Annotated in this window: 23 protein-coding genes and 1 tRNA gene; 11 read left to right on the top strand and 13 right to left on the bottom strand. The window is 43.9% G+C overall.

Annotation, left to right across the window (positions count from 1 at the left end; translation table 11 throughout):
- Positions 1–109: 109 nt before the first annotated feature.
- A complete protein-coding gene (locus J7623_RS30410; protein ID WP_291928719.1) occupies positions 110–652 on the bottom strand; it encodes a hypothetical protein in 543 nt (180 codons plus the stop codon).
- Between the two features lie 446 nt (positions 653–1,098).
- Here J7623_RS30410 and J7623_RS30405 point away from each other — a divergent pair, with 446 nt between their 5' ends.
- From J7623_RS30405 to J7623_RS30395, 3 genes are all read left to right on the top strand, one after another.
- On the top strand, positions 1,099–2,094 hold the full coding sequence (locus tag J7623_RS30405; RefSeq protein WP_291928718.1) for a hypothetical protein: 996 nt from the start codon (positions 1,099–1,101) through the stop codon (positions 2,092–2,094).
- A gap of 193 nt (positions 2,095–2,287) precedes the next feature.
- Positions 2,288–3,289 (top strand): terpene synthase family protein, encoded by a 1,002-nt coding sequence (locus J7623_RS30400; protein ID WP_291928717.1) that lies wholly within the window; start codon positions 2,288–2,290, stop codon positions 3,287–3,289.
- A 471-nt stretch (positions 3,290–3,760) separates the two neighbouring features.
- Positions 3,761–4,777, top strand: a complete 1,017-nt coding sequence (locus J7623_RS30395) for a hypothetical protein (RefSeq protein WP_291928715.1) — start codon at positions 3,761–3,763, stop codon at positions 4,775–4,777.
- 383 nt (positions 4,778–5,160) lie between these two features.
- On the opposite strand, the gene J7623_RS30390 is transcribed toward J7623_RS30395, so the two are convergent.
- Positions 5,161–5,232 (bottom strand) — tRNA-Glu (locus tag J7623_RS30390).
- A gap of 143 nt (positions 5,233–5,375) precedes the next feature.
- On the opposite strand from J7623_RS30390, the gene gap reads away from it, so the two are divergent.
- From gap to J7623_RS30375, 3 genes are all read left to right on the top strand, one after another.
- Complete coding sequence (gene gap, locus J7623_RS30385; RefSeq protein WP_291928712.1) at positions 5,376–6,392, top strand: type I glyceraldehyde-3-phosphate dehydrogenase; 1,017 nt, start codon at positions 5,376–5,378, stop codon at positions 6,390–6,392.
- A 166-nt stretch (positions 6,393–6,558) separates the two neighbouring features.
- Positions 6,559–7,755 (top strand): phosphoglycerate kinase, encoded by a 1,197-nt coding sequence (locus J7623_RS30380; protein ID WP_291928709.1) that lies wholly within the window; start codon positions 6,559–6,561, stop codon positions 7,753–7,755.
- A 136-nt stretch (positions 7,756–7,891) separates the two neighbouring features.
- Positions 7,892–9,310, top strand: coding sequence for a cation:proton antiporter (locus J7623_RS30375; RefSeq protein WP_291928707.1), 1,419 nt, complete (start codon positions 7,892–7,894; stop codon positions 9,308–9,310).
- 78 nt (positions 9,311–9,388) lie between these two features.
- On the opposite strand, the gene J7623_RS30370 is transcribed toward J7623_RS30375, so the two are convergent.
- The 9 genes from J7623_RS30370 to J7623_RS30330 all read right to left on the bottom strand — a co-directional run bounded on the left by J7623_RS30370 (position 9,389) and on the right by J7623_RS30330 (position 17,483).
- On the bottom strand, positions 9,389–10,672 hold the full coding sequence (locus J7623_RS30370; protein ID WP_291928705.1) for a lytic transglycosylase domain-containing protein: 1,284 nt from the start codon (positions 10,670–10,672) through the stop codon (positions 9,389–9,391).
- A gap of 10 nt (positions 10,673–10,682) precedes the next feature.
- Entirely contained in the window at positions 10,683–12,128 is a 1,446-nt protein-coding gene (gene gatA, locus J7623_RS30365; RefSeq protein WP_291928703.1) for an Asp-tRNA(Asn)/Glu-tRNA(Gln) amidotransferase subunit GatA, read from the bottom strand.
- 58 nt (positions 12,129–12,186) lie between these two features.
- On the bottom strand, positions 12,187–12,453 hold the full coding sequence (locus J7623_RS30360; protein ID WP_291928701.1) for a twin-arginine translocase TatA/TatE family subunit: 267 nt from the start codon (positions 12,451–12,453) through the stop codon (positions 12,187–12,189).
- Positions 12,454–12,644: 191 nt separating this feature from the next.
- Positions 12,645–12,992 carry a 50S ribosomal protein L19 gene (gene rplS, locus J7623_RS30355; RefSeq protein WP_079473603.1) on the bottom strand — a complete coding sequence of 116 codons (348 nt, stop codon included), beginning with the start codon at positions 12,990–12,992 and terminating at the stop codon, positions 12,645–12,647.
- Positions 12,993–13,111: 119 nt separating this feature from the next.
- Positions 13,112–13,783, bottom strand: coding sequence for a tRNA (guanosine(37)-N1)-methyltransferase TrmD (gene trmD / locus J7623_RS30350; RefSeq protein WP_291928698.1), 672 nt, complete (start codon positions 13,781–13,783; stop codon positions 13,112–13,114).
- 79 nt (positions 13,784–13,862) lie between these two features.
- On the bottom strand, positions 13,863–14,387 hold the full coding sequence (gene rimM, locus J7623_RS30345) for a ribosome maturation factor RimM (RefSeq protein ID WP_291928695.1): 525 nt from the start codon (positions 14,385–14,387) through the stop codon (positions 13,863–13,865).
- 161 nt (positions 14,388–14,548) lie between these two features.
- Positions 14,549–15,010: a 30S ribosomal protein S16 gene (gene rpsP, locus J7623_RS31810; protein WP_145660373.1), complete on the bottom strand. Its 462-nt coding sequence runs from the start codon at positions 15,008–15,010 to the stop codon at positions 14,549–14,551.
- A gap of 109 nt (positions 15,011–15,119) precedes the next feature.
- A complete protein-coding gene (ffh, locus tag J7623_RS30335) occupies positions 15,120–16,445 on the bottom strand; it encodes a signal recognition particle protein (protein ID WP_291928693.1) in 1,326 nt (441 codons plus the stop codon).
- A 171-nt stretch (positions 16,446–16,616) separates the two neighbouring features.
- A complete protein-coding gene (locus J7623_RS30330; RefSeq protein ID WP_079473598.1) occupies positions 16,617–17,483 on the bottom strand; it encodes an RNA polymerase sigma factor RpoD/SigA in 867 nt (288 codons plus the stop codon).
- A 363-nt stretch (positions 17,484–17,846) separates the two neighbouring features.
- Here J7623_RS30330 and J7623_RS30325 point away from each other — a divergent pair, with 363 nt between their 5' ends.
- Entirely contained in the window at positions 17,847–18,227 is a 381-nt protein-coding gene (locus tag J7623_RS30325) for an START-like domain-containing protein (RefSeq protein ID WP_291928686.1), read from the top strand.
- On the opposite strand, the gene J7623_RS30320 is transcribed toward J7623_RS30325, so the two are convergent.
- The gene (locus tag J7623_RS30320; protein ID WP_291928682.1) at positions 18,224–18,841 is read right to left on the bottom strand and encodes a hypothetical protein; all 618 of its coding nucleotides are present in this window, start codon (positions 18,839–18,841) and stop codon (positions 18,224–18,226) included. The genes J7623_RS30325 and J7623_RS30320 overlap by 4 nt on opposite strands.
- Before the next feature lie 132 nt (positions 18,842–18,973).
- On the opposite strand from J7623_RS30320, the gene J7623_RS30315 reads away from it, so the two are divergent.
- The 3 genes from J7623_RS30315 to J7623_RS30305 all read left to right on the top strand — a co-directional run bounded on the left by J7623_RS30315 (position 18,974) and on the right by J7623_RS30305 (position 22,844).
- Positions 18,974–20,404: an LptF/LptG family permease gene (locus J7623_RS30315; protein WP_291928677.1), complete on the top strand. Its 1,431-nt coding sequence runs from the start codon at positions 18,974–18,976 to the stop codon at positions 20,402–20,404.
- An 11-nt stretch (positions 20,405–20,415) separates the two neighbouring features.
- Entirely contained in the window at positions 20,416–21,090 is a 675-nt protein-coding gene (locus J7623_RS30310; protein WP_291928675.1) for a phosphatase PAP2 family protein, read from the top strand.
- 131 nt (positions 21,091–21,221) lie between these two features.
- Positions 21,222–22,844, top strand: coding sequence for a glycosyltransferase family 39 protein (locus J7623_RS30305; RefSeq protein WP_291928671.1), 1,623 nt, complete (start codon positions 21,222–21,224; stop codon positions 22,842–22,844).
- Positions 22,845–22,979: 135 nt separating this feature from the next.
- On the opposite strand, the gene J7623_RS30300 is transcribed toward J7623_RS30305, so the two are convergent.
- Positions 22,980–23,717 (bottom strand): superoxide dismutase, encoded by a 738-nt coding sequence (locus tag J7623_RS30300; protein ID WP_291928668.1) that lies wholly within the window; start codon positions 23,715–23,717, stop codon positions 22,980–22,982.
- 450 nt (positions 23,718–24,167) lie between these two features.
- On the opposite strand from J7623_RS30300, the gene J7623_RS30295 reads away from it, so the two are divergent.
- Positions 24,168–25,265, top strand: a complete 1,098-nt coding sequence (locus J7623_RS30295; protein WP_291928664.1) for a ThiF family adenylyltransferase — start codon at positions 24,168–24,170, stop codon at positions 25,263–25,265.
- Positions 25,266–25,306 lie beyond the last annotated feature (41 nt).

Below are 25,306 nucleotides of genomic sequence, written 5' to 3'. Positions count from 1 at the left end.
TCCATTTTTCGGGCCATATTCGTACCTGATATGGTTCAGATCTTCTACCAATAATTCCCTATAAAAAGCGATCACTACATATGGCATTAACTTACCCCAAAAATAAGTTTCAATGTGCGCTTATTAAACCAATTTTACTGCTATCTGTAATAGTAACCAGGGGGAACAAATCGTCTTTAGTATGTGGTATGCCGTCTTGTCCGGATGAAAAAAGCGTGTATTTATCGCCTATTTTCTGGTAGTTACAAAGGGTGCGTCCCGTCATTTTCATTCCCCGGGCCCCATCGTAAATTGGTGTCAATTCATCGTCTTTCAAAAGCTGTTGTAAACTATCTGGATATTGGCCATGTGACAATTTATAAAACTCAATACTTTTTATGACGCTGACCAACTGCTTTTGTTCTATGTCTGCAAAGCCCTTTCTGAATACATCCGCATGGGTAGTTGCATAAAACAGCGCGGAATAAAAAATAACAGTCAGGGTGATACAAGCAGCCCCGATGATAGCCAGCCATTTATCTTGATATTTTAAAATCGCATATAATATAAGCGCTACACCTACAAATGCGCCAACTAATGGGATGAGGCCTAAAAGACCTAATAGATAAGGGGGCTTTGATTTATTTGGAACGATAGCAGAATTTGTTGTCATGGGTAGTGATTAATATGCGGTAGCGATGGGCGATACCCTAATATAAACTATTTAACCCAATACTAAAACAAGCAAGGTTACTCATGTCATTCAATAATTTCAGCCGCAGGAATTACCTTAGCCCAATATGCACAGAAAAAGAAAATAGGAAGATCATCTTACAACATAACCTGCTCACTTACAGATCAAATTTAGAATCTATTCCATAAGGCTGTTCAGTAGTAATCGTAATGATTTTGCGGTTATCCGCATCTATCCATTCTCTCAGCATTTCGCAGGCAATAAAGCCTGGCTGCGGATAAATGCTGTCTTGACATGAGCAACTAACGTGCTGTGCTGTGTGATTTTTCGAGTTACTTAAGTGAAATATTTTCCCTGCTACCGTTCTGCATTATGTGTCATTATTTTTAGTATACATTAGGTTAACCATTAAAGTGCAGAGACTTATGAACCCGCAAATGCTTTCCAGGTTTCACTATCCGTTCCCGACGCTGAAAAACCCATTTGCCGAGGCCCTTCAGGAGCTAACCGAGAACGAGTGGATAGACAAGGAGTACTGCTGGCTATACCAGAATGATGAAGCTACGAGGTTGAAGTATAAGCGGACCCAAACCGCGCATATTGCCTCACAATGGTTTCCTACTGCAAGTTATGAACGGTTGCAACCTGTTTGCCGGCTTATGTTGTGGACACTCTATAATGACGACATATATGAAGAGGCATCCCCTGAAGAGATACGTTTAGTTCATAAACATACCATCGCTATATTGAAAGGAGAGATAAGCGCAGAGGAGTCCGGATTGCCGCTTGGCCAGTTATTGGCTTCTTTAAGGGCGGAGTTGTTAAAATTCCTTGGCACAGATTCCTTAAATCGCTTTGTAGCTGCTCTCAGTAGCTATTTTATAGGGCTTGAGCAGGAAATGATCTATAAGTTCAGGAAGATCTTTCCGGGTGTAGAGGAGTGTCTGACCATCCGGGAGAACTCGCTGTGTCTTCGCCCCTTCCTGGAACTGGCGGATATGGAAACCAGGCAGCCATTGCCGGATGAAATACACGATCACCCCGTAATGCAGCGGCTCATGTCCCTTGCTATACGTATGATGGTATGCTTTAATGAAGTACAGTCTGTGGTAAAAGATGAAGCTACGGATGGCATTTATTATAATGTGGTAAAGGCAATTCAGCATAACCGGGATATTTCGCTTGAAGAGGCTTGTCTGGAAGATCTGCATATGCATAACGAATACCTGAGAGAGTTTATTCATCTTCAGTCATTCCTGCCGGATTTTGGTAAATGGCAGGACGTGGTAGTTAACCGGGTGCACTATATAAGCATGACGTTAAGCGGCTGGAAATCTGTGTCCTTTAATCTGCCACGGTATAACAGTATAGATGGTTTTCCTGCTGCCAGCACTTTAAGGCAGCAAAAGTATAAAATATAGCTACTTATCAAACTGATGGCTGTAGGTCTTAACGAATGGTATTACACATCCGGAACAATACAGTATTCGCCCGAAGGTTTTGTAATTCCCCAATATGGTATGCAAGGTGAAAAAACGTTGGAGTTTGAGGTAAAGGACATTTATCAGGATTAATAATCAGGAAAACGAAAAATACTATTTAAAAAGTAAAACAGTGACAGCAGATCAATATAAAAGCGCAGACTATTTACCACGTGGTTATTACCCCTGGCCTGATCTTATCAACCCACATGCAGAACAGATGGGGAAAGATATGGATGGATGGATTGATAATGATTATACTTTTTTAACAGAAAAGCAACGGGAGAAATACAAGAAAATGAGGCTGCATATCTGTACTGCCCGTATGTGGCCCGATTTAACCTATGAGCAAACCATTCCCTGCAACAGGTTCATGCTCCAATATGTTGCGCTCGACGACCAGGTGGAACATTCATCACTTGAAGAAATCCAACAGCTACGGATCCGTTGTGTAGCCATTCTCAAAGGCGCTCAACCAAGGCCGGAAGAAAACGCACTCTATCAACACATGGCGTTGATCAGGGATGAGTTCCGTGTTCTGATGCCTGACATGTGGGTTGAGCGTTTCATTTACTATTTCTATCAATCCTTCAGATACGGGATTGAATTGGAGTATCCTTATAAAATAGCGCAGCGCCCGCCGTCGCTCACGCTTTTCAAAACCATTCGTGAGTATTCTGTTCTTATGCGCCCATACCTGATCTTTGGTGAGATTGAATCGGGCCTCGTACTACCGGAACATATTTTTGAGCATATTGTGGTTCAAAAAATGATATCTCATATGACCTTGGTTGTTGCATGGCAAAACGACATTCACTCCCTGCCAAAAGAAATGGCGAAGGGAACAGAGGTTTTTAACCTGGTCTTTGTATTGCAGCAACAATATAATCTTTCGCTGAAGGATGCTTGCGCGGAGGCGCTCCGTATCCATAATGAAGAATTGGCAAATGTGTTTGCCTTACATGCAGAGTATCGTGAGTTTGGTGAATATCAGGAGCATATAGATAAATTCATCTATTACGCAGGAGTCGGGCTTCAGGGAGTGAATTCTTTTTATCTGGAAACAGATAGATACCTGCATGGAGGAATGGGATTTGCCTGGCCGGAAAATAATGTGGTTGCCGGTAAACCCTGAAGTAAAGCCTATGAAAGATTGCTGATTATCTATCATAACATCTTAGAACCGGCATGTACCCGGTACTCTCCACTACGATCCCACTATATTCCCTGCTCCAAAAGGCTGTAGCATGTGTATTGTCCATTAATCCGGCTTTTAGGAGCAATGTAAAGCTGCATTGACAGGCACTTGTATTACATCAATTTGTTCATCCTCATCCAGCACTTGTGGAAGGTTTATGCCTCCGCCAGTGGCGCAAAAATAAAGTTCCCATAATTTTACATGCTGCATAAAACTGTGATGCATATTTTAAATCCTTAAGCTATAGACTAAACTAATTAATAGTAGTAATTTAATAATGGGAAAGAGCACTGAAGTGCCCGCTCATGGTAAATAAATATTCATCTTGTACAACACTACCGTGTATTTCGATATACGTTCTTAGCTTTGTCACTTAAAACTCAACAATAACCGTTAAAATTTTTAGCCATGTCCAAAATCCTTTCGGAAGAACAGTTCTATGCAGGACTGCAACATTTGCCCATGCCTAAATATCCCTTTCCGGATTTTATACATCCTGATTTCCAACAGCAGCGGGAGGAATACTACGATTGGATTGACAGGGAATATATCTTTCATAGTAAAGCCGCCCGTGAAAAGCATAAACAACATAATCTGACTGATATTGCTTCACGGGGGTGTCCCTTCTTAAGAACACTTGCAGAATTACGCCCCCTTGCTAACTATGCAGCCAATGGCGCCATGATGGATGATTATTGGGATCGTTGTTCCCGCAATGAAATGTATGATATAAAGAATCGTATAATGGCTATTTTAACCGGGGAAGATACTATTGAACCAACTGACAACGGAATATTTCATCAGTTCTGGGTCCTGCGACAGGATGCCATTAAATGCGCAATGCCCACCCGGTTGTATGAGAAATATATCGCTTCTATGCATAATGTGTTCGTTGGCTATGCGGAAGAAAGAGTATATTATAGAACCAATACACCACCACCACTCCCTATTTACCTAATTATCAGGCTGGACACAAGCGGAGTGCTTCCATTTTGTAAATATGTAGCGATGCAGAAGAACTACCGTGAACTACCGGATGACGTGCTTGAGCATCCACATATATTACGTCTCCACAACCTTTGTTCATGGATGATAGGTATGCATAATGATTTTATTTCCCTTCCCAAAGAACTGCATAGGGAAGGTGATACCATGAATCTCATAAAAGTAATACAGCATGAACGCAAAATACCGGTTAATGAAGCCTATATGGAGGCGCTAAAGCTCCATGATAGCTATCTGGATGAATTTATGCTGTTACATCAGCACTTGCCTCCGTTTGGAAAGCTGCAAGACACTGTATCTGAATATGTGCAAGACCTGGGCATTATGATTGCCGGAATTTACGCATGGCATACGAACGATGTATCACGCTACGTGAATGGAGGATATGTAGATGGAGAATATACTAGCCAGGGTCATTAGTTTTTATCCTTTGGTAGGGAACTATACTGAAATATTGACGGCCAGGAAAAAATCAATGGCAGAAATCAATAAGAAAATTGAATCCTTGGAGGAGAAATACCTGGATGGTGGAATTGATAAAGACACTTATCATAAGTAGCTTAAGAAATATCGGCGAACATTGCTGCTTTATAAGGTGATATTGACAGTGGAGAGGCCATTAGTTTGGAAGATCAACACCAACTTGTTAAAGCGGTGTTCAAAGACAAATTGACTTATTCTGGCGGAGTATTTAGAACACCAGCTGTGACTCCAATGTTTGAAGATAACGCCACAAAAATCAATAAAAAAGGGTTGCCCATCTATGAGCAACCCTATAAAGTTTGAAGCGCCAGCTTCATTCGTACCACGTACGGGAATCGAACCCGTGACTCCTCCGTGAAAGGGAGGCGTCTTAACCCCTTGACCAACGCGGCATGTATCGTTTTGGGATTGCAAATGTAGGACGTTATTTTATATTTCCAAAAAAAAATTTTGATAACCTAAATTTCTATTGATTACTAAAGGTATTGGTTGTAAATTCGCTCTCGATTTTTTCATACTCAAATCACGATGTAAAATGGGAACTACTCTCAAAATTGGTATTAATGGTTTCGGTCGTATTGGCCGCTTGGTATACCGCCAGATTTACAAAATGCCCGGCATTGATGTGGTAGCTATCAATGACCTCACCAGCCCTAACGTGCTGGCGCATTTGCTGAAATATGATTCAGCTCAGGGTAGATTCGATGCAGACGTTAAGCATTCTGAAAACGCAATCAATGTGAACGGTGAAGATGTGAAAATATATGCACAGAGAGATCCGTCTCAAATTCCATGGAAAGAGCACGACATCGATGTAGTAATCGAATGTACCGGTTTCTTTGCTGACAAGGATAAAGCTGCTGCTCACATTACTGCTGGTGCTAAACGCGTTGTTATCTCGGCTCCTGCTACAGGTGATCTGAAAACGATCGTTTTCAACGTTAACCACCAACTGCTGGATGGTAGCGAAACTGTTATCTCCTGCGCTTCCTGCACCACCAACTGCCTGGCTCCTATGGCAAAAGTACTGCAAGACAGCTACGGTATTGCTTCCGGCTTAATGACCACTGTACACGCTTACACGAACGACCAGAACACCCTGGATGCTCCGCATGCAAAAGGTGACCTGCGTCGTGCACGTGCTGCTGCTGCTAACATCGTTCCTAACAGCACCGGTGCTGCTAAAGCAATCGGACTGGTACTGCCTGAACTGAAAGGTAAATTGGACGGTAGCGCACAACGCGTTCCAACTATCACTGGTTCCATCACTGAACTGACTACCATCCTCAATAAAAAAGTAACTGCTGAAGAAGTTAACGCTGCGATGAAAGCTGCTGCTAACGAATCTTTCGGTTATACTGAAGATGAAATCGTGAGCTCCGATGTAATCGGTATCCACTACGGTTCCCTGTTTGATGCAACTCAAACCAGAGTACTCACTGTTGGTGATCTCCAAATGGTTAAAACCGTTTCCTGGTACGATAACGAAATGAGCTATGTATCACAACTGGTACGTACTGTAAAGTACTTCGCCGGTCTGATCAGCAAATAATTATACGAAGCACTCCCCCGCACCAGTGGGGGAGTCTTTAAATCTCCGCGGAACTACACCATAGCAGCAATTGGCCAGATTCTTTTTTGGTTGCATACTCGCTTTGTGCTGTTGGTACCGCGGTTTTTTAATGATATACCTTTCTCGTTATCTTAAATAGATTCTTATGAGTAAATTCTCCGATTATAACTTCAATGGCCGCAAAGCCCTTATCCGCGTGGATTTCAACGTTCCCCTGAACGATAACTTCGACATCACCGACGATACCCGCATGCGTGCTGCCGTACCTACCATCAAGAAAATCCTGAAAGATGGCGGCGCCGTTATCCTGATGTCACACCTCGGCCGTCCAAAAGATGGCCCCACTGATAAATACTCTTTAAGACACCTCGTATACCACCTTATTTCTTTACTGGGCGGCGTTACCGTAAAATTTGCGGCCGACTGTGTAGGCCCTGTAGCAGAAAAAGCCGCTGCTGACCTGCAAATGGGCGAAGTACTGTTGCTGGAAAACCTGCGTTTCCACAGAGCAGAAGAAAAAGGAGATGCTTCCTTTGCCGAACAACTGTCTAAACTCGGCAATGTGTATGTAAACGATGCATTTGGTACCGCTCACCGTGCACACGCTTCTACTGCAGTTATTGCACAATACTTTGCACCTGCCAACCGCATGTTTGGTTTACTCATGGAAGCTGAAGTTAACAGCGCTACCAAAGTACTGAACGATGCTGCAGCGCCTTTCACCGCTATTCTCGGTGGCGCCAAAGTGAGCGATAAAATCCTCATCATCGAAACCCTGATGGAACGTGCCAACAACCTGATTATTGGTGGTGGTATGGCCTATACCTTCCTGAAAGCACAAGGGAAAGAAATTGGCAGCTCCCTCTGCGAAAATGATAAGCTGGATCTGGCCAATGACCTGGTAGCAAAAGCGAAGGAAAAAGGCGTAAAACTGATCCTGCCAGTAGATTCTATTGCTGCAGATAAATTTGCAGCAGATGCTAACACCCAGGAAGTTTCCAACGATAACATCCCTGCAGGATGGATGGGCCTCGACATAGGACCTAAGTCTGTAGCGCTGTTCAGCGAAACGATCGCCGCTTCCAAAACTATTTTATGGAACGGTCCGATGGGCGTATTTGAAATGGCTAAATTCCAGGGCGGTACCAAAGGCGTAGCTGAAGCCATTGTAACAGCTACTGCAAACGGTGCATTCTCCCTCGTTGGTGGTGGCGACTCAGTAGCTGCTGTAAACCAATTCGGTATTGCCGACAAGGTAAGTTATGTGTCTACCGGTGGTGGCGCATTGCTGGAGTTCTTCGAAGGAAAAGAACTGCCAGGTATTGCGGCTATTGGCCAGTAGATAAAGAACATATAGTGCAAAAAGTTATTACGGTGAAAAGTTGGTTGCAAAAAATTAACCTTTGCAATACCAGCTGGCGCTGTAATAGCTTTTTGCTTTTTTATATCTTGCATAGAACCATTAACACATTCCTGTCATGAACAAACGCTTGCTATGGTATCCTGTCATTATTGGTGTTTTTGCCGCGCTGATATGGGTGATCCTTCAGAAGGGACAATCACTTCCTGTTAATGCGCTCCCTGTTACACCCAAAGTACCGGTGGCCGCGGCTCCGGAAGTACACGGCTGGTGGCGTTACCTCGACAATCTCAAACATCCACTGGGACTGTTGTTGCTGCAAATCATTGCTATTATGCTCACTGCCAGGCTGTTTGGCGTTATTGCCAATAAGTTGAGGCAACCCGCAGTAGTAGGTGAAATTATTGCAGGCGTATTGTTAGGCCCGTCTCTGCTGGGTTGGGCCATGCCAGGCTTTTCGGCCTTCCTTTTTCCGGCAGAATCGTTGAAAAACTTACAATTCCTCAGCCAGATAGGGCTGGCCTTCTTCATGTTCATCGTAGGCATGGAGCTGGATCTCAATAAAATCAGGCATAAAGCCCATGATGCAGTGATGATTAGTCATGCCAGCATTGTAGTGCCCTTTTTCCTGGGCGTTTGGCTGGCCTATTTCCTCTTTACCCGCTTCGCCCCTGCCCACGTTAGCTTTTTATCGTTTGCACTGTTTATGGGTATTGCAATGAGTATTACTGCTTTCCCTGTATTGGCGCGTATTGTTCAGGAAAGAAAATTAACCCATACACCGCTGGGTATTATGGCCATCACCTGCGCAGCGGCAGATGATATCACTGCCTGGTGCATACTGGCAGTAGTAGTGGCTATTGTAAATGCAGGCGGCTTACTCAGTGCGGTGGTCACCATTGCGCTGGCCATTGTATTTGTAACCGTGATGTTGCTGCTGGTGCGACCCTGGCTAGCCAAAATAACCGAAAAACAACTCGCCAAAGGAAAAGACAAGGCAGCCGTTTCGCTGATCCTTTTTGTACTGCTAATCTCTGCCTGGATAGCGGAAGTAATTGGCATACACGCCTTATTTGGCGCATTCCTGTCGGGTGTTATCATGCCTGCTACCCCTATCAAAAAAGTATTGACTGATAAACTGGAAGATGTAAGCGTGATTATATTGCTCCCCATTTTCTTTGTTTTCACCGGCTTAAGAACACATATCGGGTTACTTAACCAGGGTGATTTGTGGGCGGTATGTGGCATGATCATGCTGGTGGCAGTAGCCGGCAAGTTTGGCGGTAGTACCATAACAGCCAGACTAATGGGTCAAAACTGGCGTCAGTCTGTATCTATTGGCGCACTGATGAATACCCGTGGATTGATGGAGCTGGTGGTACTCAACATTGGTTTTGATCTTGGTATCTTATCTCCTGAAATATTCGCGATGCTGGTGTTGATGGCCCTGGCTACCACATTTATGACCGGACCACTGCTCGACCTGGTAGCGTTCAGTGAAAAGCGCAGCGGGTTAATGACAGCAAAATCACTATAACTATTTCCCACATAACATAAAAAAAGAGCGTGTATCAGGGATACACGCTCTTTTTTTATCCTTACACCTTGGTGGTGATTATTTCTTCTTTTTAGTAGTATGCTTCTTTTTAGCTCCTGTATATTTCTTGGTGCTGTGGTATTTTTTAGAAGCAGTATGATGTTTCCTGGAAGAAGATACTTTCTTAGCAACCGGAGCAGGCTTATCAGCCATTTTCACCGGTGGTGGGAATTTAGATTTATCCACACCTACTGCTTTATCGTCCAGGGTGAGCTGAACAGATTCTTTCAGCATCTCATCTTTTTCTGCCATGAACTGCTTCATCTTATCTTTCGGGATGCGCAGGTCATAATTATTTTCCGGGCTGGCCATTGCTTTAGAGAAGCCAGGATTGAAGCGGTCTAATTCTGCCACCTGCATGTCCAGTTTCTTAGCAATTGCTTCGAGGCGATATTTGCCGGTTACATTGATTTCAACGGTATTGTAAATTTCCTCTTCAGTTAACGGCCCTCTTGCAATCGGTGTGATATTATCCGCTGCAGGCATGTTAACCGTAATAGTAGGATTTATGTCGTCGCTTACACCGAAGAAGTTATTGAATCGATCGAGGATATAACCGGTAGCGATGAATTTGTATACATGGTTACGTGATTCGGCTGGCAGGAAATACTGCATGCCCCAGAAATCTTTACGTCCGCTGGCATTGATAGCGCGTTGTACGCCACCTGCACCGCAGTTATAAGCTGCTACAACCAGTAACCAGTCGTCGAACTGTGCATACAGTTGATTCAGGAACTGGGCGGCAGCCAAAGTAGATTTATAGAAATCTTTTCTTTCATCTACTTTTTTACCTACGCTTAAACCAAAGATGCGGGCAGTACCGGCCATAAATTGCCAGGCGCCTACGGCACCCACTCTGGAGCGGGCGTTGGTGTTAAAGCTGGATTCAATTACCGCGAGGTATTTCATTTCCTCAGGGATTCCATTATCACGGAACACTTTTTCAATCATGGTGAAATAAGGCTGGCCTTTATCAATCATGATTTGTAAATGCTGACTATACCGGGTAGCATAGTTACTTACATAACCGGCCACCAGGTTATTGTTGATCTGCTCGTATACTTTCGGGCTGCGAATAGAATTAGGCAGACTTTGCGCGGCTTTTTTAACAGCCACTGAGGTGGGAGATGCCTGTACAGCAGTATCCTTGGGTAAATGTACCCTATGATTCATTTTCAGTACAGAAGTATCGGGCGCCCCAACCGGATACACCGTCTCTTTAGGATTGCTATTGCCTCCCATCGCACTTACACTCACTAAACTTGTTGCTGGCAACAGCAGTAGTAAAAAGATTTTTCTCATACAATTTATTTTAAACAACAGTAACCTGTTCCTTAGCCATGATTTGATTGGCTATGTGTAACAAGTTTGCTTCGCTAAACTTCTTTGTGATGATCTGCACACCGTATGGCATCCCGTTTGAATGCCGGTACAAGGGAACTGATATAGCCGGAACCCCTGCCAGATTTGCCAGTACCGTATAAATATCCGCCAGGTACATGGCTATAGGGTCATCTGTTTTTTCCCCTAATTTAAAAGCTGTGGATGGCACAGTTGGCATTAAAATGGCGTCGTACTCTTCTAAAATTTCATTGAGCTTGTCTGTTACCAGACGCCTAACCTGTTGTGCCTTAGTATAATATGCGTCGTAATAGCCCGCACTCAGCACAAAAGTCCCCAGTAATATACGACGTTTTACTTCTTTCCCAAACCCTTCTGATCTACTTTTTTTGTAAAATTCTGTCAAATCCAGGTTTTTCTGGTCGGTTCTGTGTCCATATTTTACCCCATCATAACGGGACAAATTGGAGGATGCTTCTGCTGTAGTAAGCACATAATAGGCTGGTACTACATGGTCAAGGTATTCAAAACTTTTTCCTGATACGGTATGACCAAGCGACTGCAAACTTTCAAAGAAATCAATATAGCCTTCTTTCATTTCCGTGTCCAGACCATCATGATACTGGGCATCTCTTAAATACGCGAATTTGAAAGATTTATTGTCCTCCAGATGTTCCTTATAATCAGGCACTTCCTTTTGAGATGCCGTACTATCGAACTCATCTGGTCCTGCGATCACCTGTAGAACTGCCGCCACATCGGCAATATCCTTGCCAAAAATACCGATCTGATCAAATGAAGACGCGTAAGCAATAAGGCCAAAACGCGAAATACGACCATAGGTAGGCTTCAGGCCTACTATGCCGCAAAAATCCGCAGGCTGGCGAACTGAACCGCCTGTATCACTCCCCAGGCTAACCTGGCATAGATCTGCCTGAACAGCTACTGCAGAACCACCAGAAGATCCTCCCGGTACACGGGTATTATCCAGGGCATTCAACGTAGGTCCGAATGCAGAATTTTCATTGGTAGATCCCATCGCGAATTCATCACAATTAAGATTACCAATGATAATGGCGTCTTCCACCAGCAGTCTTTCCACTGCAGTGGCAGAAAATAACGAGGTAAACCCTTCCAGTATATGGGAAGCGGCACTTACATTATGGCCTTTATAGCAGATTACATCTTTAATGCCTACCACCACACCAGCAAGAGCACCCAGCTTTTCCCCGTTTTTAAGGCGGGTATCAAGCAAACGTGCTTTTTCCAGGGCTTCCTCCTCATACACTTCCAGGAAGGCATTCAAGTGTTTTAGCTGAGCTATGCGGTCCAGGTAATAGCGTACCCTTTCCGTACAGCTTGTACTGCCGGCGTATAATGCTTTATGGAAAGTAGTTATACTGCTGAATTCAGACAAGGCTAAACCAGTTAAAAAATAAACGAATCAGGAATATGCGCTTGGTGTATGTTGGCGATTACTGCGCGTTATGGTTCGGATTTTCCGGAATCACGGTAGAGCTCGTATGTGGAGCATCCGTGGTAGCCGGTGCAGCAGGAGCTACAGGTTTTTCTCTCATGCCTTCTTCAATTTCCTGGCGCACATTGTTTTTGGCGTCATTAAATTCACGGATACCTTTACCCAGGCCACGCATTAATTCAGGGATTTTCTTGCCTCCAAAAAGCAGCAATACTACCACTAAGATCAACAGCAGCTCAGAGCCTCCGACGTCCTGAAGAAACAAAAATGATGATTTAACAAAAACAGCAGTCATCTTCTCAAATGTTTATAATGTTCAGACATCAAAGATAGATCATAAAATCGGTTTTTTCACGCTCTTTACCTGATCTGGCCTGAGTTTTAATACCATTTTAAGCACACGAAAAAAGCGGCACCGCTAAGGTCCCGCTTTTAACAAATTTCCCTGTATTTATACTAAACCCTTTTTTCTTTGATACGGGCTTTCTTACCAGCACGCTCGCGCAGGTAGTAAAGCTTAGCTCTTCTTACTTTACCCACCTTGTTCAACACGATACCATCGATATGAGGAGAGTAAAGCGGAAACAGTCTTTCCACACCAATGCCATCAGAAATTTTTCTAACAGTGAAAGACATTGTTGATCCTGTACCCTGGATTTTCAACACATCACCTTTAAAGGACTGAATCCTTTCTTTATTACCTTCCACGATTTTATAGTTGACAGTGACGTTGTCGCCTGCTTTAAACTTCGGGTACTGTTTGTTAGCTGTCAGTTGTTCGTGAACAAACGAAATTGCGTTCATCTTTCAAATATTTATGGGAGTGCAAAAGTAAGTCAAGAAATAGCATTTACCAAATTAAAAATCAAGAAATTATCATCTTCAAATGGTAAAGCAATCTATATGACCTATGTATCATTAAGTTATAACAGGTCGGGCCTGCGTTGTTTTGTTCTTTCTATCGATTCCTGGTGTCTCCACTCATCGATTTTTTTATGATCTCCGCTCAAAAGGATCTCCGGTACTTTCCAGCCGCGGAATTCTTCCGGACGGGTATATACCGGCGGCGCCAGCAAATTATCCTGAAAAGAGTCTGTTAAGGCGCTGGTTTCGTTGTTCAACACCCCGGGCAACAGGCGGCCAATGGCATCTACCAGTACCGCAGCCCCCAGTTCTCCCCCACTCAGCACATAATCACCGATAGAGATCTCTTTCGTAATGAAATGATCCCGGATACGCTGATCTATCCCTTTATAGTGGCCACACAGCATCAGCAAATTGCCTTTCAGCGACAACTGATTGGCCATTTTCTGGTTCAGTGTTTCCCCATCCGGTGTCAGGTAGATGACTTCATCGTACTGCACCTTCGCCTGCAACGACTCAATCGCATTTACAATGGGTTCCAGCATCATCACCATCCCGGCGCCGCCACCAAACTGGTAATCGTCTACCTGGCCGTGTTTCAGGCTGGAATACTGCCTGAGCGGATGTACATGTATTTCCAGTAAACCTTTGGCCTGCGCTCTTTTCATGATAGAATGAGACAGCGGGCTTTCCAGCAGTTCCGGCAATACAGTAATTATATCAATTCGCATCGTACTAGCTTTTAGCCTCCAGCTGTTAGCTATTGGCCATTAGCGATTCACTAAAGGCTAATAGCTAACAGCTGATAGCTTATTCGGTGTATAACTCGATCAAACCATCCGGTAAATTCAGGAATACGGTCTGTTTCTTCTTGTCTATTTTTACCAGTGACTGTTCATTCACCGGCAAAAGTGCTTCTTTGCCCTTGATCAATACCTTTACAAGCACCTGCATAGGCATTTCAATCACCTCGTCAATAGTTCCCAAAGGACCATATTGCTGATCTTCCACGGCAAATCCCAGCAATGCCAGGGGAGCAGAGGAAGCGGTTTGCTGCTTAAAGTCTTCTTCCTGCAAAAATACCTGTGCCGGCATCAGTTTATGCGCAGCTTCTTTGGTATCTATGCCTTCCAGCTTGATATACACACTTTCCGTGTCCTTTACAGTTACCTGCTGAACAAAGTAGGGAATGAAGCTGTTTTTCCGCTCTTCCAGGAAAATAACGGTCACCCCTTTCAAGGAAGATCTTTTGCCCAGGCTGTGCCTGAGCACCAGGTCGCCCTGCAAGCCATGAGCTGATGCGAGTTTACCGATACTGAAATAGTTGTTAGCCATTAACTTGTGCTGGTTAGTCCTTCGGGAGGTAGCGATTAGCATTCAACAGCATTAATAACGGCTGATTACCAAAGGCTACATCAATTCCTCAAAAATTAAAAAAGGAAATATTTGCGGCTGCAAATATTTCCTTTTTCAGGTATTGTTAAAACGTCGCCGTTTTATGCTTCTGTACCTTCGCCTTCTGCTGGAGCTTCAGTCGCAGGAGCTGGAGTGTCTTCTACCTTTCTTACGATTGGAGCAGCCATACGAGCTTTCTTGTGACCGTCACGACGGGCAGAAACTTTTTGTTCGTGTTCAGCTTGCCATTGTGCGAACTTTTGGTAAGCAGTAGGCTCATCGAACAGGTTCAAAGTAACACCTCTTAACAGGTGTTTCAAATACAATACACCTTTGAATGACAAGATTCTTCTAACAGTATCAGTAGGTTGTGCACCTTTCTGTAACCAACGCAATGCCTTTTCGGTATCGATGTTGATAGAAGCTGGAACTGTTAAAGGATTGTAAGTACCAATTTTCTGGATGAATTTACCATCTCTTGGTGCGCGCGCGTCGGCTACTACGATAAAATAGAAAGGCCTTTTTTTCGCGCCATGTCTCTGCAGTCTGATTTTTACTGGCATAAATAAGTCGAGTTATTTTTTGCGAGTTAGGAAATATTGTTTAATTAGGGATGCAAATGTAACCACTAAGTTGGTATTTGCAAAAAAAATTTATGTCGATTTGATCGTATTAACGCATCATTCCCTTCAAACCCTTACCACCGCCGCCAAATTTATTCATCATCTTCATCATCTGGCGCATTTGCTCAAACTGCTTCATAAACTGGTTCACGTCCTGGATGTTCTTCCCGGCTCCTTTCGCGATGCGTTTGCGGCGGCTTCCGTCGATCATATCGGGGTCGGCGCGCTCTGCCTTCGTCATAGAGTTGATCATGGCTTCAATGCCTTTAAAAGCATCGTCGCTGATATCCAGGTCTTTCACCGCCTTACCCACACCAGGGATCATGCCCATCAGATCTTTCAGGTTACCCATTTTTTTGATCTGTTGTAGCTGCTCCTTGAAATCATCGAAATCGAACTGGTTCTGACGGATTTTCTTTTCGAGTTTTTTAGCCTGTTCTTCATTGAACTGCGCCTGTGCACGTTCTACCAGGGTGGTGATATCACCCATGCCCAGGATACGTTGTGCCATACGCTCAGGGTAGAAAACATCGAGGGTATCGAGTTTCTCACCCATGCTCACGAACTTGATCGGTTTCGCTACGGTGTATTTGATGGTCAATGCAGCACCACCGCGGGTATCACCGTCCAGTTTGGTCAGTACCACCCCGGTAAAGTCCAGGCGTTCGTTAAACGCTTTCGCGGTGTTTACCGCATCCTGGCCGGTCATGGAATCCACCACAAACAGGATTTCCTGTGGTTTCACCGCTGCTTTTACGGCGGCTACTTCGGTCATCATCGCTTCATCGATCGCCAAGCGACCGGCAGTATCGATAATGATGACGTTGTTATTATTGGCTTTTGCCTGCCTGATCGCATTTTCAGCAATCTGTACGGCATTTTTATTTTCCGGCTCGCTATATACTTCTACCCCGATCTGCTCTCCCAGCACTTTCAACTGGTCAATCGCTGCCGGACGATAGATATCTGCCGCTACCAGTAAAGGTTTCTTATTCTTTTTAGATTTCAGGAAACTGGCCAGTTTACCGGAGAACGTGGTTTTACCGGAACCCTGCAAACCTGCGATCAATACGATAGTAGGATTGGCTTTGAGATCAAACTCAGCCTCAGTGCCTCCCATCAGTTCTGCCAGTTCGTCTTTTACGATTTTCACCATCAGCTGTCCGGGAGAAATGGAGGTTAATACCTTCTCACCCAGCGCTTTATCCTTTACCTTATCAGTAAATTCCTTGGCTATTTTATAGTTCACATCCGCATCTACCAGTGCACGACGGATCTCTTTAACAGTAGTGGCTATGTTTATTTCGGAAATCCGACCTTCCCCTTTAAGCTGTTTAAACGCGGAATCGAGTCTCTCTGATAATGATTCAAACATTGTTGGTATTTTAAACGGATTGCAAAAGTATATTTTTTTACCGGATTTTGTCTGAAAACAGGATTTAAGTGATTTTACCGGCTGGTTTTACCTGGTGATAAAAAAAGATTAGCGAAGACAGATGAGGAAAAAGCCTCTTCTGTCTTCGCTAATCTTAAAAAATTATATCAATTATCCGAGGTAGTTGCGGAGCAACTTACTTCTGGAAGTAGTTCTCAGTTTGGTGATGGCTTTGTCTTTGATCTGACGCACCCGTTCGCGGGTGAGGCCAAATTTTTCGCCAATATCTTCGAGCGACATCGGATGTTCTACTGCAATACCGAAGTACAGCATGATCACATCTTTCTGACGGTCCGTTAACGTGGAAAGGGAACGTTCTATTTCGCGGCGGAGTGAATCGTGGTGATCCAGTTCTTCATCTGCGCTGACAGCGTTCGGGTTCTCGAGCACATCCAGCAGGGAATTATCTTCTCCATCAATAAACGGCGCATCCATGGATACATGGCGGGCAGCTACACCGAGGGTAGCTTCCACTTCTTCCGTATTGATTTCGAGGATGGTGGCTAATTCATCAGGAGACGGTTCTCTTTCATATTCCTGTTCCAGTTGGGAATAAGCCTTGCTGATCTTGTTACTCAGGCCCACTTTATTCAGCGGGAGACGAACAATCCTGGATTGTTCTGCCAATGCCTGCAGGATAGACTGGCGAATCCACCATACTGCGTAAGAAATGAATTTAAAACCGCGCGTTTCATCAAAACGTTGAGCAGCTTTAATTAACCCGAGGTTCCCCTCGTTGATCAGGTCACTGAGCGACAAGCCCTGGTTCTGGTACTGTTTCGCAACAGATACCACAAAGCGAAGATTGGCTTTTGTAAGCTTCTCCAACGCTCTCTGATCGCCCTGCTTGATCCGGATAGCCAGGTTTACCTCTTCTTCCGGCGTAATTAAATCCACTTTCCCAATCTCCTGTAAATACTTTTCCAGGGATTGAGACTCCCTGTTGGTAATGGATTTAGTGATTTTAAGTTGGCGCATTGACATAGAGTCGGAACAGTTACAGGTTAAGAAAAAGTTAAGATTTGATGAATGCCTGACAAAAATAACTTTTTTTAGAAAGCAACCAAAAAAAATCTATTGTTTTTAGATCATTTACAAATAAAATCGATTGATCATTAAGGGCTTGCAATTCTCGTGGAAATTCGCCACTATAAAGGCGAAACAGCAGGCGGTCCCATATGTTAAATTTTAATATTTATTAAAACGATAATATATATAGTTTTATTAAGGCGTATAAACTTTTTATGCATTCTTTAAAAAAAAACCGTAAATTATTTTGACAGAGTAAAATATTTTCTATAATTGCAACTGGATGATATTGATTTACTAATTATTTGAGAGATGTCTAAGAAAGTGCTTTATGAGTTAGAATTTCCGGTAAGGTGCTCACCCGGTATCCTGTATGAATTCTTATCTACACCCGCTGGTTTACAGGAGTGGTTTGCAGATAGAGTTGATTTCAGAGATAATGTTTTTTCCTTCTCCTGGAATGGTACTGCAGAAGAAGCAGAAGTCCTGGAACAAGAGGAAGATGAGTACATCCGGCTGCACTGGACGCATGCTCCCAAAGACGAATATTTTGAGTTCCGTATACAAATTTCTGAAGTAACGAATGAAACTATCCTGGTAGTAAAAGATTTCGCTGAGAAGAAAGAAATAAAGGACCAAAGTCAGCTATGGGGATACCAGGTGAAAGATCTCTTCCACCGCATCGGCAGCTAAATACCGCGTTGATTGTCAAGTACATTGAGTAGCGTTGCATATGCCTTCACTACGTCAGTAATTATTTCGCCCCAATGATCGAGCACGAAGGGCTTAGCCAACTTAATAAAATCATGACGGCTAACCAGCGTTTTCCACTCATCTAAACTAAGCGTGTCTATGAAACAGTAATTCCCATTTTCGAAATCATGCTCCCAGGGATTTTCCTGTACATAAACCTGAAATCCGGCCTCCGCCAGCTTCAAATAAGCCTCCCTTAAGGCAGTGCTGAAATGCGCCTTTACATTACCCGCCAAGTGCAGGGTAGCGCTGAAATAATGTCCCCACCAGAACATGGTACGAAATGCAAAAATGCCTGTTTTATGGAAAAATCGGGGATAATCCAGCATTACCCATGGTAAACCTTTGTACTGCTCCCCCTTCGAAATCTTACCTCCCTGTAACAACCATTCCGGCTGAAAAGGGAAATCAGTATCCCGGTCGTAAGCCGCCAGCGCCCGCTCCAGGTTCCCCATCAGTCCCATTACTTTATCTATTGCGCTGTTTTTCAACTGGATAAAGTGCGCACTCCCCACAAGGGTGGCTTCTTCCGGCGTTAAATCAAAATTTTCCATATAATTTTAACGGTATTTTCAGGTAGGGCTTAACACTCCTTTGTGAAATCGTGCTAACTTTACCATTTAGTAGCATCCTGAAATAGTAAAATACGAAGATCGGGATTCCAATTTTTTAATACCGCATTATCAGTGAAAAAACTCGACAAACTCATCATCAAAACATTCCTGGGTCCTTTTGTTGCCACCTTTTTTGTCACCTTATTCGTGCTGGTAATGCAGTTCCTCTGGAAGTATGTGGATGACCTGGTGGGTAAAGGCCTGGATACCGGTGTCATTATTCAGCTGATTTCATATACCAGTGCCACTCTGGTAACCCTTGCCCTTCCCCTGGCGGTATTATTGTCGTCTATCATGACCTTTGGTAACCTCGGTGAAAGCTTCGAACTGGTGGCATTGAAATCGTCTGGTATTTCCCTGTTACGTTTTATTCGCCCCTTATTGTTTGTTTGTACCATTATCGCTTTCCTGGCCTTCCTGTTTGCCAACTATGTGATTCCTGTAGCCAACCTGCAGGCTAAATCGCTATTATACGATATCACCAATTCCAAACCCGCATTTAACATTAAAGCCGGCGTTTTTTATAAAGATATTCCTGATTACACCATCAAAGTAGCTCAAAAAGATAAAGACAATCAAACCATCCACCAGGTTATGATCATTGATCATAAAAACGGGAATGCCATGATCCTGGCGGAAAAAGGGCAGATGGTACTCACCGCCAACAAGCGTTTCCTGTACTTTGTACTGGAAAATGGCTGGCGATATGAGGAAAGAGGTAACCGCGGCTATACTGTTCCCGGCGATATGATCAGGCAAGGATTTAAAAAATACAGTAAAGCATTTGACCTCAGCTCTTTTGCCTTTAACCGGTTAAATATGGACCTGTTTGCGTCTAACCAGCAAATGCTGAATGTGCGGCAACTGGATATGGCCATCGACTCTATGCAGAAAGCCGAAAAACAATTCAGCAAAACTGTTAATGCATATGTGACGGTGCGATACCCGTTTTTCAAATGGAAAGACAGTGCCTGGGCTGCCACTGCTCCTCCGCTGAAGGTGAAACGTTTTGAAGAAATTGTGCCCGATAAAAGCCGCCGCTCTGTACTGGAAAGATCAGAACAAAATCTGCGGGAAACGGTGAGCGCCCTGGACCAGCCCACCCTGGAGTATGAAGACAAGCACAATCTTATTATACAGCACAAAGTGGAATGGCAGCGCAAATTCACCCTGGCTGCAGCCTGTGTGGTAATGTTCCTGATAGGTGCCCCACTGGGTTCTATTATCCGGAAAGGTGGTTTGGGTACCCCATTGGTGTTTGCTGTAATTTTCTTTGTGATATTTAACGTATTTTTCATGATCGGCGAGAAAATGGCGAAAAGTGGAGTGATGTTTACATGGTCGGGCATGTGGTTATCTAACATAGTGCTGCTGCCTATTGCAGGTTTTCTAATTGTTAAAGCCATGAATGATTCGCAGCTATTTAATAAAGAGTATTATTTTCGCGTTATTCAACAAGTAAAGAAGTTCTTACGAAGATTTAAAAAACAACCTACAATTTAAAACCTACAGAATTGAAAACGCTGTTTACACTGTTCAGAAAGAATGCTTACTTCTTTCTGCCTTTCCTACTATGGGTCATAGTAGGCGGAGTGTTGCTGGCAACGTACAGCCAAAGAGAATTATTCCTGAGTATTAACGGGGAACATTCCAACTGGGCGGATGTAGTTGTCACGGGGCTGACTTACCTCGGCGACGGTATTATGTTTGGAATAGTTTTGTTTCTGATGCTGGTAACGCAGAGATTCAGACTATTTTTTATTGGACTGGCAGTATTACTGCTGGTGACCCTCGTTGTGCAGGTAGCCAAACATTATTTTAATGCACCAAGGCCCATTAGCTATTTTGGCGATGAAACGGCAACCCTTGTACATACAGTAAAATGGGTTACAGTGCATAGCAGTTGCAGTTTCCCTTCCGGACACTCTGCCGCTGCATTCGGGATGTTCAGCTTCCTGGCGGTAATTTCACGCAATAAAAAGCTGGGATTACTGTTAATAGGAATGGCCTTATGTGCGGCCTATTCCCGTATTTATCTGGCGCAGCATTTCTTCGCCGATGTATACGTGGGAAGCATTGTAGGCACACTTAGTACGATTACCGTATATGGATTTTTTAAATTCAGGGATACATCATCGTCGCCTGAAGTATGTGCTGAAGCGGTACTACAGGCTAATACAACCACCTAAATAAATTACAGGTACGCGTTACTGATGACGGATTTGCGGATAGATGTAGGCGGATAACTGATTCGCTGCATCTATTTGCAAATCCGTTGTATTTGTAGCAATTCCTGGTATGCCAACGATAAAAACTGTTAATGAAATATCTATTGATTGCCCTGGTAGCGGCTTTGCTATTCATACCATTTCTGGGCGCTGTACACTTGTTTGACTGGGACGAAATTAATTTTGCGGAAGCAGCCAGGGAAATGATAGTAAGTCACAACTATAGCCAGGTACAAATCGACTTCCGTCCTTTCTGGGAAAAGCCACCATTATTCATCTGGATGCAGGTGGGAAGTATGATGATTTTTGGCGTAAATGATTTCGCGGCACGTTTTCCGAATGCGATTATTGGTGTTGCTACTATTGTGAGTCTGTTTGCTATTGGTAAAAGACTGGTAGACGAGAAACTGGGTTTCTGGTGGGCATTGGTATATGCCGGTTCCTGGTTACCACACTTTTACTTCAAGTCGGGTATTATTGACCCTACTTTTAACTTCTTTATATTCCTTTCCATTTACTTTGCTTATCGCATTACTTATAATAGCAGGCCTTACAGGATGGCTATACTCAGTGGTTTATTCCTGGGGCTGGCCGTACTGACAAAGGGGCCGGTGGCCATTCTTGTAGCGTTGCTGACGTTACTGGTATACTGGCTCTGGAACAAGGCCAAAATCGGTATCGGCTTTGCTCACCTGGGGCTGATTGCCTTATTTGCCAGTCTCACCACGCTCCTGTGGTTTGGCTATGAAATTGTGGCACATGGCTGGTGGTTTGTCAACGAGTTTGTGGCTTACCAGATCCGGTTGCTGACAACAGAGGACGCCGGTCATGGCGGACCGTTCCTCTACCACTGGATTGTATTGCTGATAGGCTGTTTCCCTGCCAGCACTTTCCTCTTCTCCTATTTACAGCGCAGAAAGAAAACAATCTATTCTACACCTGCTGCTACAGAAATGAAGGATTTCAAGATATGGATGTGGGTATTATTCTGGGTAGTGCTGATTCTCTTTTCTATCGTTAAAACCAAGATCGTACACTACTCTTCGCTTTGTTACTTCCCGCTGTCTTTCCTGGCGGCATGGCAGGTATATAAAATTGCCGAAGGCAAACAACTATTAAAAGGCTGGAACATTGCCCTGATATTTTTCATTGGCCTGGTATTAGGGCTGGCCATCGCCCTGCTTCCGCTGGTAGGTGTGTATAAAGATATGCTCATTCCCTACATCGGTGACAAATTTGCGCTGGCCAATCTGCAGGCGATTGTACCCTGGTCGGTAACGGAATCCGTTTACGGGGTGGGCTATATGATTTTAGTGGTCATCAGCGGTGTACTGCTGGTTCGTAAACAGGTTGTTAAAGGCCTGCTCTGCCTGTTTCTCAGCACTATTGTGGTGATACAGGTAACCGTTGTACATTTTGTTCCCAAGATAGAAGCTTATTCCCAACGGGCGGCTATTGACTATTTCATCTCCCTGCAGGGTAAAGATGTATATGTAAAAGCGTTGGGCTATCACAGTTATGCGCAACATTACTATACCCGGGAACAACCACATACCAATAAGAATTATTATAACCTGGACTGGCTGCTGAACGGGCAGATAGACAAACCGGCGTATTTCATTTGCCGCATTACGGATAGCGAGCCATACCGGCAGCATCCTAACCTGGAGGTAATCGGGGAAAAAAATGGGTTTGTATTCCTGAAACGGAAGTAAGACCTGAAGGCGAAAAGCAGAAAGCATAAAGCAGAAAGCAAAAAGCTATTGAGGCGATTGATTAAAGCGAATATATTATCCGCTTTAATCAATCGCCTCAATAGCTTTTTGCTTTCTGCTTTATGCTTTCTGCTCTTACGAAGCGGCGTTATAGCGCTTTTCCACCTCATCCCAGTTAACAGCGTTCCAAAATGCCTCGATGTATTCCGGGCGCTTGTTCTGATGTTTGAGGTAATAGGCGTGTTCCCATACGTCCAGGGCCAGGATAGGCGTGCCCGTATCTTTCACGATGTTGTGCATCAGCGGGTTGTCCTGGTTGGGCGTTTTAATGATTGCCAGTTTTTTACCGGGAGTCACAATCAGCCATGCCCAGCCGGAACCAAAAACGGTTTTGGCGGCATCGTTGAATTGGGTCTGAAAAGCTTCCCAGCTTCCAAAGGATTGGGAGATGGCCGTTTTCAGTTTTTCTGAAGGTGTTTGCTTTGTGGGCGACAACAGTGTCCAGAAGAGAGAGTGATTATAGTGTCCGCCGCCATTGTTGCGAATCGCTGGTTTATCCTTATCCGTTACCTTTTTAAGTATTTCCTCCAGGCTAAGGCTGGCAAATGCGCTACCTGCAATGGCTTCATTCAGGTTTTTCACATAGGCCGCGTGATGCTTGTCGTGGTGGATTTCCATCGTAAGTTTGTCGATGTTGGGTTCCAGTGCATCGTATCCATAGGGTAAAGCAGGAAGAACAAAGGGTGCTTTAGGATCGGCAAAAGCCGGCTGGCCGGATACTGAAGAAGAGGAAGAGGCCAGGCTGCTCAATGGCCCGCTCAGAATGGCGGCGCCGGCAAAACTGGTAAGCTTGAGGAATTCTCTCTTATCCATATTTACTATTTTTAATATATATTAGAGTGTAATAAAGATCGAAGTCAGGCGCAAGAGGCCTCAAATATTAAACCAAATCTTATTGGTGGGAAGAGATGGAAAGTGATATTAAAACTAAGATAAAAGTATAAAAACAGGAATTTAATATCAAATTAAAGGAAAACTTTTGGGTAGTTTTCATATTAAATTACTATTTTACCTTACATTCATATCTTGATTACAAAGATTATTTGTAGTTAACTTTATGATTGCCAGACATATTTATCCCGGGCCTGGCAGGTAAGCAAGTCACCTGTTCATTAACCCGCCAATGCGCCAACGTAACAACCGACTACATAAACATATTGATTACGAAGCAAACTATTGAGCAATGTGAGTTGCTTGCTGTTCACAAGGATAAACTAATCAAGTGCCGGCTAGACCAAGCACTACCGCGATAAAGCAGGAAACATGATACAAGAGTACATCAGGCTACAACAGGATGAGCATAACGACTACAAGCCTGTTTTTTACGATTTAAAGCATGCACAAGATCTTCAGGCATTTGAAGCCCTTTTAAAATCCCGTCCACACATTCGTATTAATGATAATATTTATTCCCAGCTAAAGGAGTTGATGAAAATCAGGAATCCTACTAAGCGCCTGACTCCAGGGGAATATGATGAGCTGGTGCAGGCTTACCTGGGAGGAACCCCTATAGACCACTTTGGCGTATGGGTATATTATTCCTGGATAGATCGCCTGGTTCACCTGGTGGATGAGGCTGAGTTCATTGAGCTGCGTACCAGCCGGAATCAGCACAAAATCACGGCTGCGGAAATTGCCATATTGTCGAAAAAGAAGATCGGTATTGTTGGTTTATCTGTAGGGCAATCGATCGCATTAACGCTGGCAATGGAAAGAATCTGTGGAGAACTGCGACTGGCGGACTTTGACTCCCTGGAACTGACCAACATGAACCGGATCCGCGCCGGAGTACATAGCTTGCAAACGCCCAAAGTGGTGATTGCCGCCCGTGAAATAGCAGAGCTTGACCCCTTTATTAAAGTAAAGATTTATAAAGACGGGATGACAACAGCCAATATGGACGATTTCTTTACAGCAGATGGCCAGTTGGATATTTTTGTGGAAGAATGTGACGGCGTAGATATTAAAATATTAAGCAGAATAAAAGCAAAAGAATTAGGGATTCCCGTGGTCATGGAAATGAATGACCGGGGGATGATTGACATTGAACGCTTTGACCTGGAACCGGATCGGCCATTGATGCACGGGTTAATTCCGGAAGTAGACATTGCCACGCTGAAAGGCCTCTCAGATGCGGAAAAGCTCCCCATCTTCGGTCCGATGCTGGGCCTAAAAAATGCTTCCGCCAGATTTAAATATTCTTTAGGTGAAATTGGTAAAACCATTACAACCTGGCCACAACTGGCTTCTTCCGTGGTATTGGGAGGCGCACTGGTGGCCGATACATGTCGACGAATCGCCCTGGATCAGCTAAAAAGCTCAGGCAGGTATTATATAGATTTTGAGCAGTTGATTGTTTAACATACTTACGCCTTGTATAAGCGCTATTCCGAAATGTCATG

This window comes from Chitinophaga sp. (genome assembly GCF_017745275.1).
Taxonomy (GTDB): domain Bacteria; phylum Bacteroidota; class Bacteroidia; order Chitinophagales; family Chitinophagaceae; genus Chitinophaga.
This window is presented reverse-complemented; position numbering and strand designations above follow the sequence as displayed.

Bases quoted from the DNA above. Each gene is read 5' to 3' on its own strand.
- J7623_RS30325 (WP_291928686.1), top strand. From the start codon at position 17,847: ATGTCTAAGAAAGTGCTTTATGAGTTAGAATTTCCGGTAAGGTGCTCA.
- gap (WP_291928712.1), top strand. From the start codon at position 5,376: ATGGGAACTACTCTCAAAATTGGTATTAATGGTTTCGGTCGTATTGGC.
- rimM (WP_291928695.1), bottom strand. From the start codon at position 14,387: ATGGCTAACAACTATTTCAGTATCGGTAAACTCGCATCAGCTCATGGC.
- rpsP (WP_145660373.1), bottom strand. From the start codon at position 15,010: ATGCCAGTAAAAATCAGACTGCAGAGACATGGCGCGAAAAAAAGGCCT.
- J7623_RS30320 (WP_291928682.1), bottom strand. From the start codon at position 18,841: ATGGAAAATTTTGATTTAACGCCGGAAGAAGCCACCCTTGTGGGGAGT.
- trmD (WP_291928698.1), bottom strand. From the start codon at position 13,783: ATGCGAATTGATATAATTACTGTATTGCCGGAACTGCTGGAAAGCCCG.
- J7623_RS30380 (WP_291928709.1), top strand. From the start codon at position 6,559: ATGAGTAAATTCTCCGATTATAACTTCAATGGCCGCAAAGCCCTTATC.
- J7623_RS30305 (WP_291928671.1), top strand. From the start codon at position 21,222: ATGAAATATCTATTGATTGCCCTGGTAGCGGCTTTGCTATTCATACCA.
- J7623_RS30395 (WP_291928715.1), top strand. From the start codon at position 3,761: ATGTCCAAAATCCTTTCGGAAGAACAGTTCTATGCAGGACTGCAACAT.
- J7623_RS30405 (WP_291928718.1), top strand. From the start codon at position 1,099: ATGAACCCGCAAATGCTTTCCAGGTTTCACTATCCGTTCCCGACGCTG.
- J7623_RS30375 (WP_291928707.1), top strand. From the start codon at position 7,892: ATGAACAAACGCTTGCTATGGTATCCTGTCATTATTGGTGTTTTTGCC.
- J7623_RS30330 (WP_079473598.1), bottom strand. From the start codon at position 17,483: ATGCGCCAACTTAAAATCACTAAATCCATTACCAACAGGGAGTCTCAA.
- J7623_RS30295 (WP_291928664.1), top strand. From the start codon at position 24,168: ATGATACAAGAGTACATCAGGCTACAACAGGATGAGCATAACGACTAC.
- ffh (WP_291928693.1), bottom strand. From the start codon at position 16,445: ATGTTTGAATCATTATCAGAGAGACTCGATTCCGCGTTTAAACAGCTT.
- rplS (WP_079473603.1), bottom strand. From the start codon at position 12,992: ATGAACGCAATTTCGTTTGTTCACGAACAACTGACAGCTAACAAACAG.
- J7623_RS30300 (WP_291928668.1), bottom strand. From the start codon at position 23,717: ATGGATAAGAGAGAATTCCTCAAGCTTACCAGTTTTGCCGGCGCCGCC.
- J7623_RS30410 (WP_291928719.1), bottom strand. From the start codon at position 652: ATGACAACAAATTCTGCTATCGTTCCAAATAAATCAAAGCCCCCTTAT.
- J7623_RS30370 (WP_291928705.1), bottom strand. From the start codon at position 10,672: ATGAGAAAAATCTTTTTACTACTGCTGTTGCCAGCAACAAGTTTAGTG.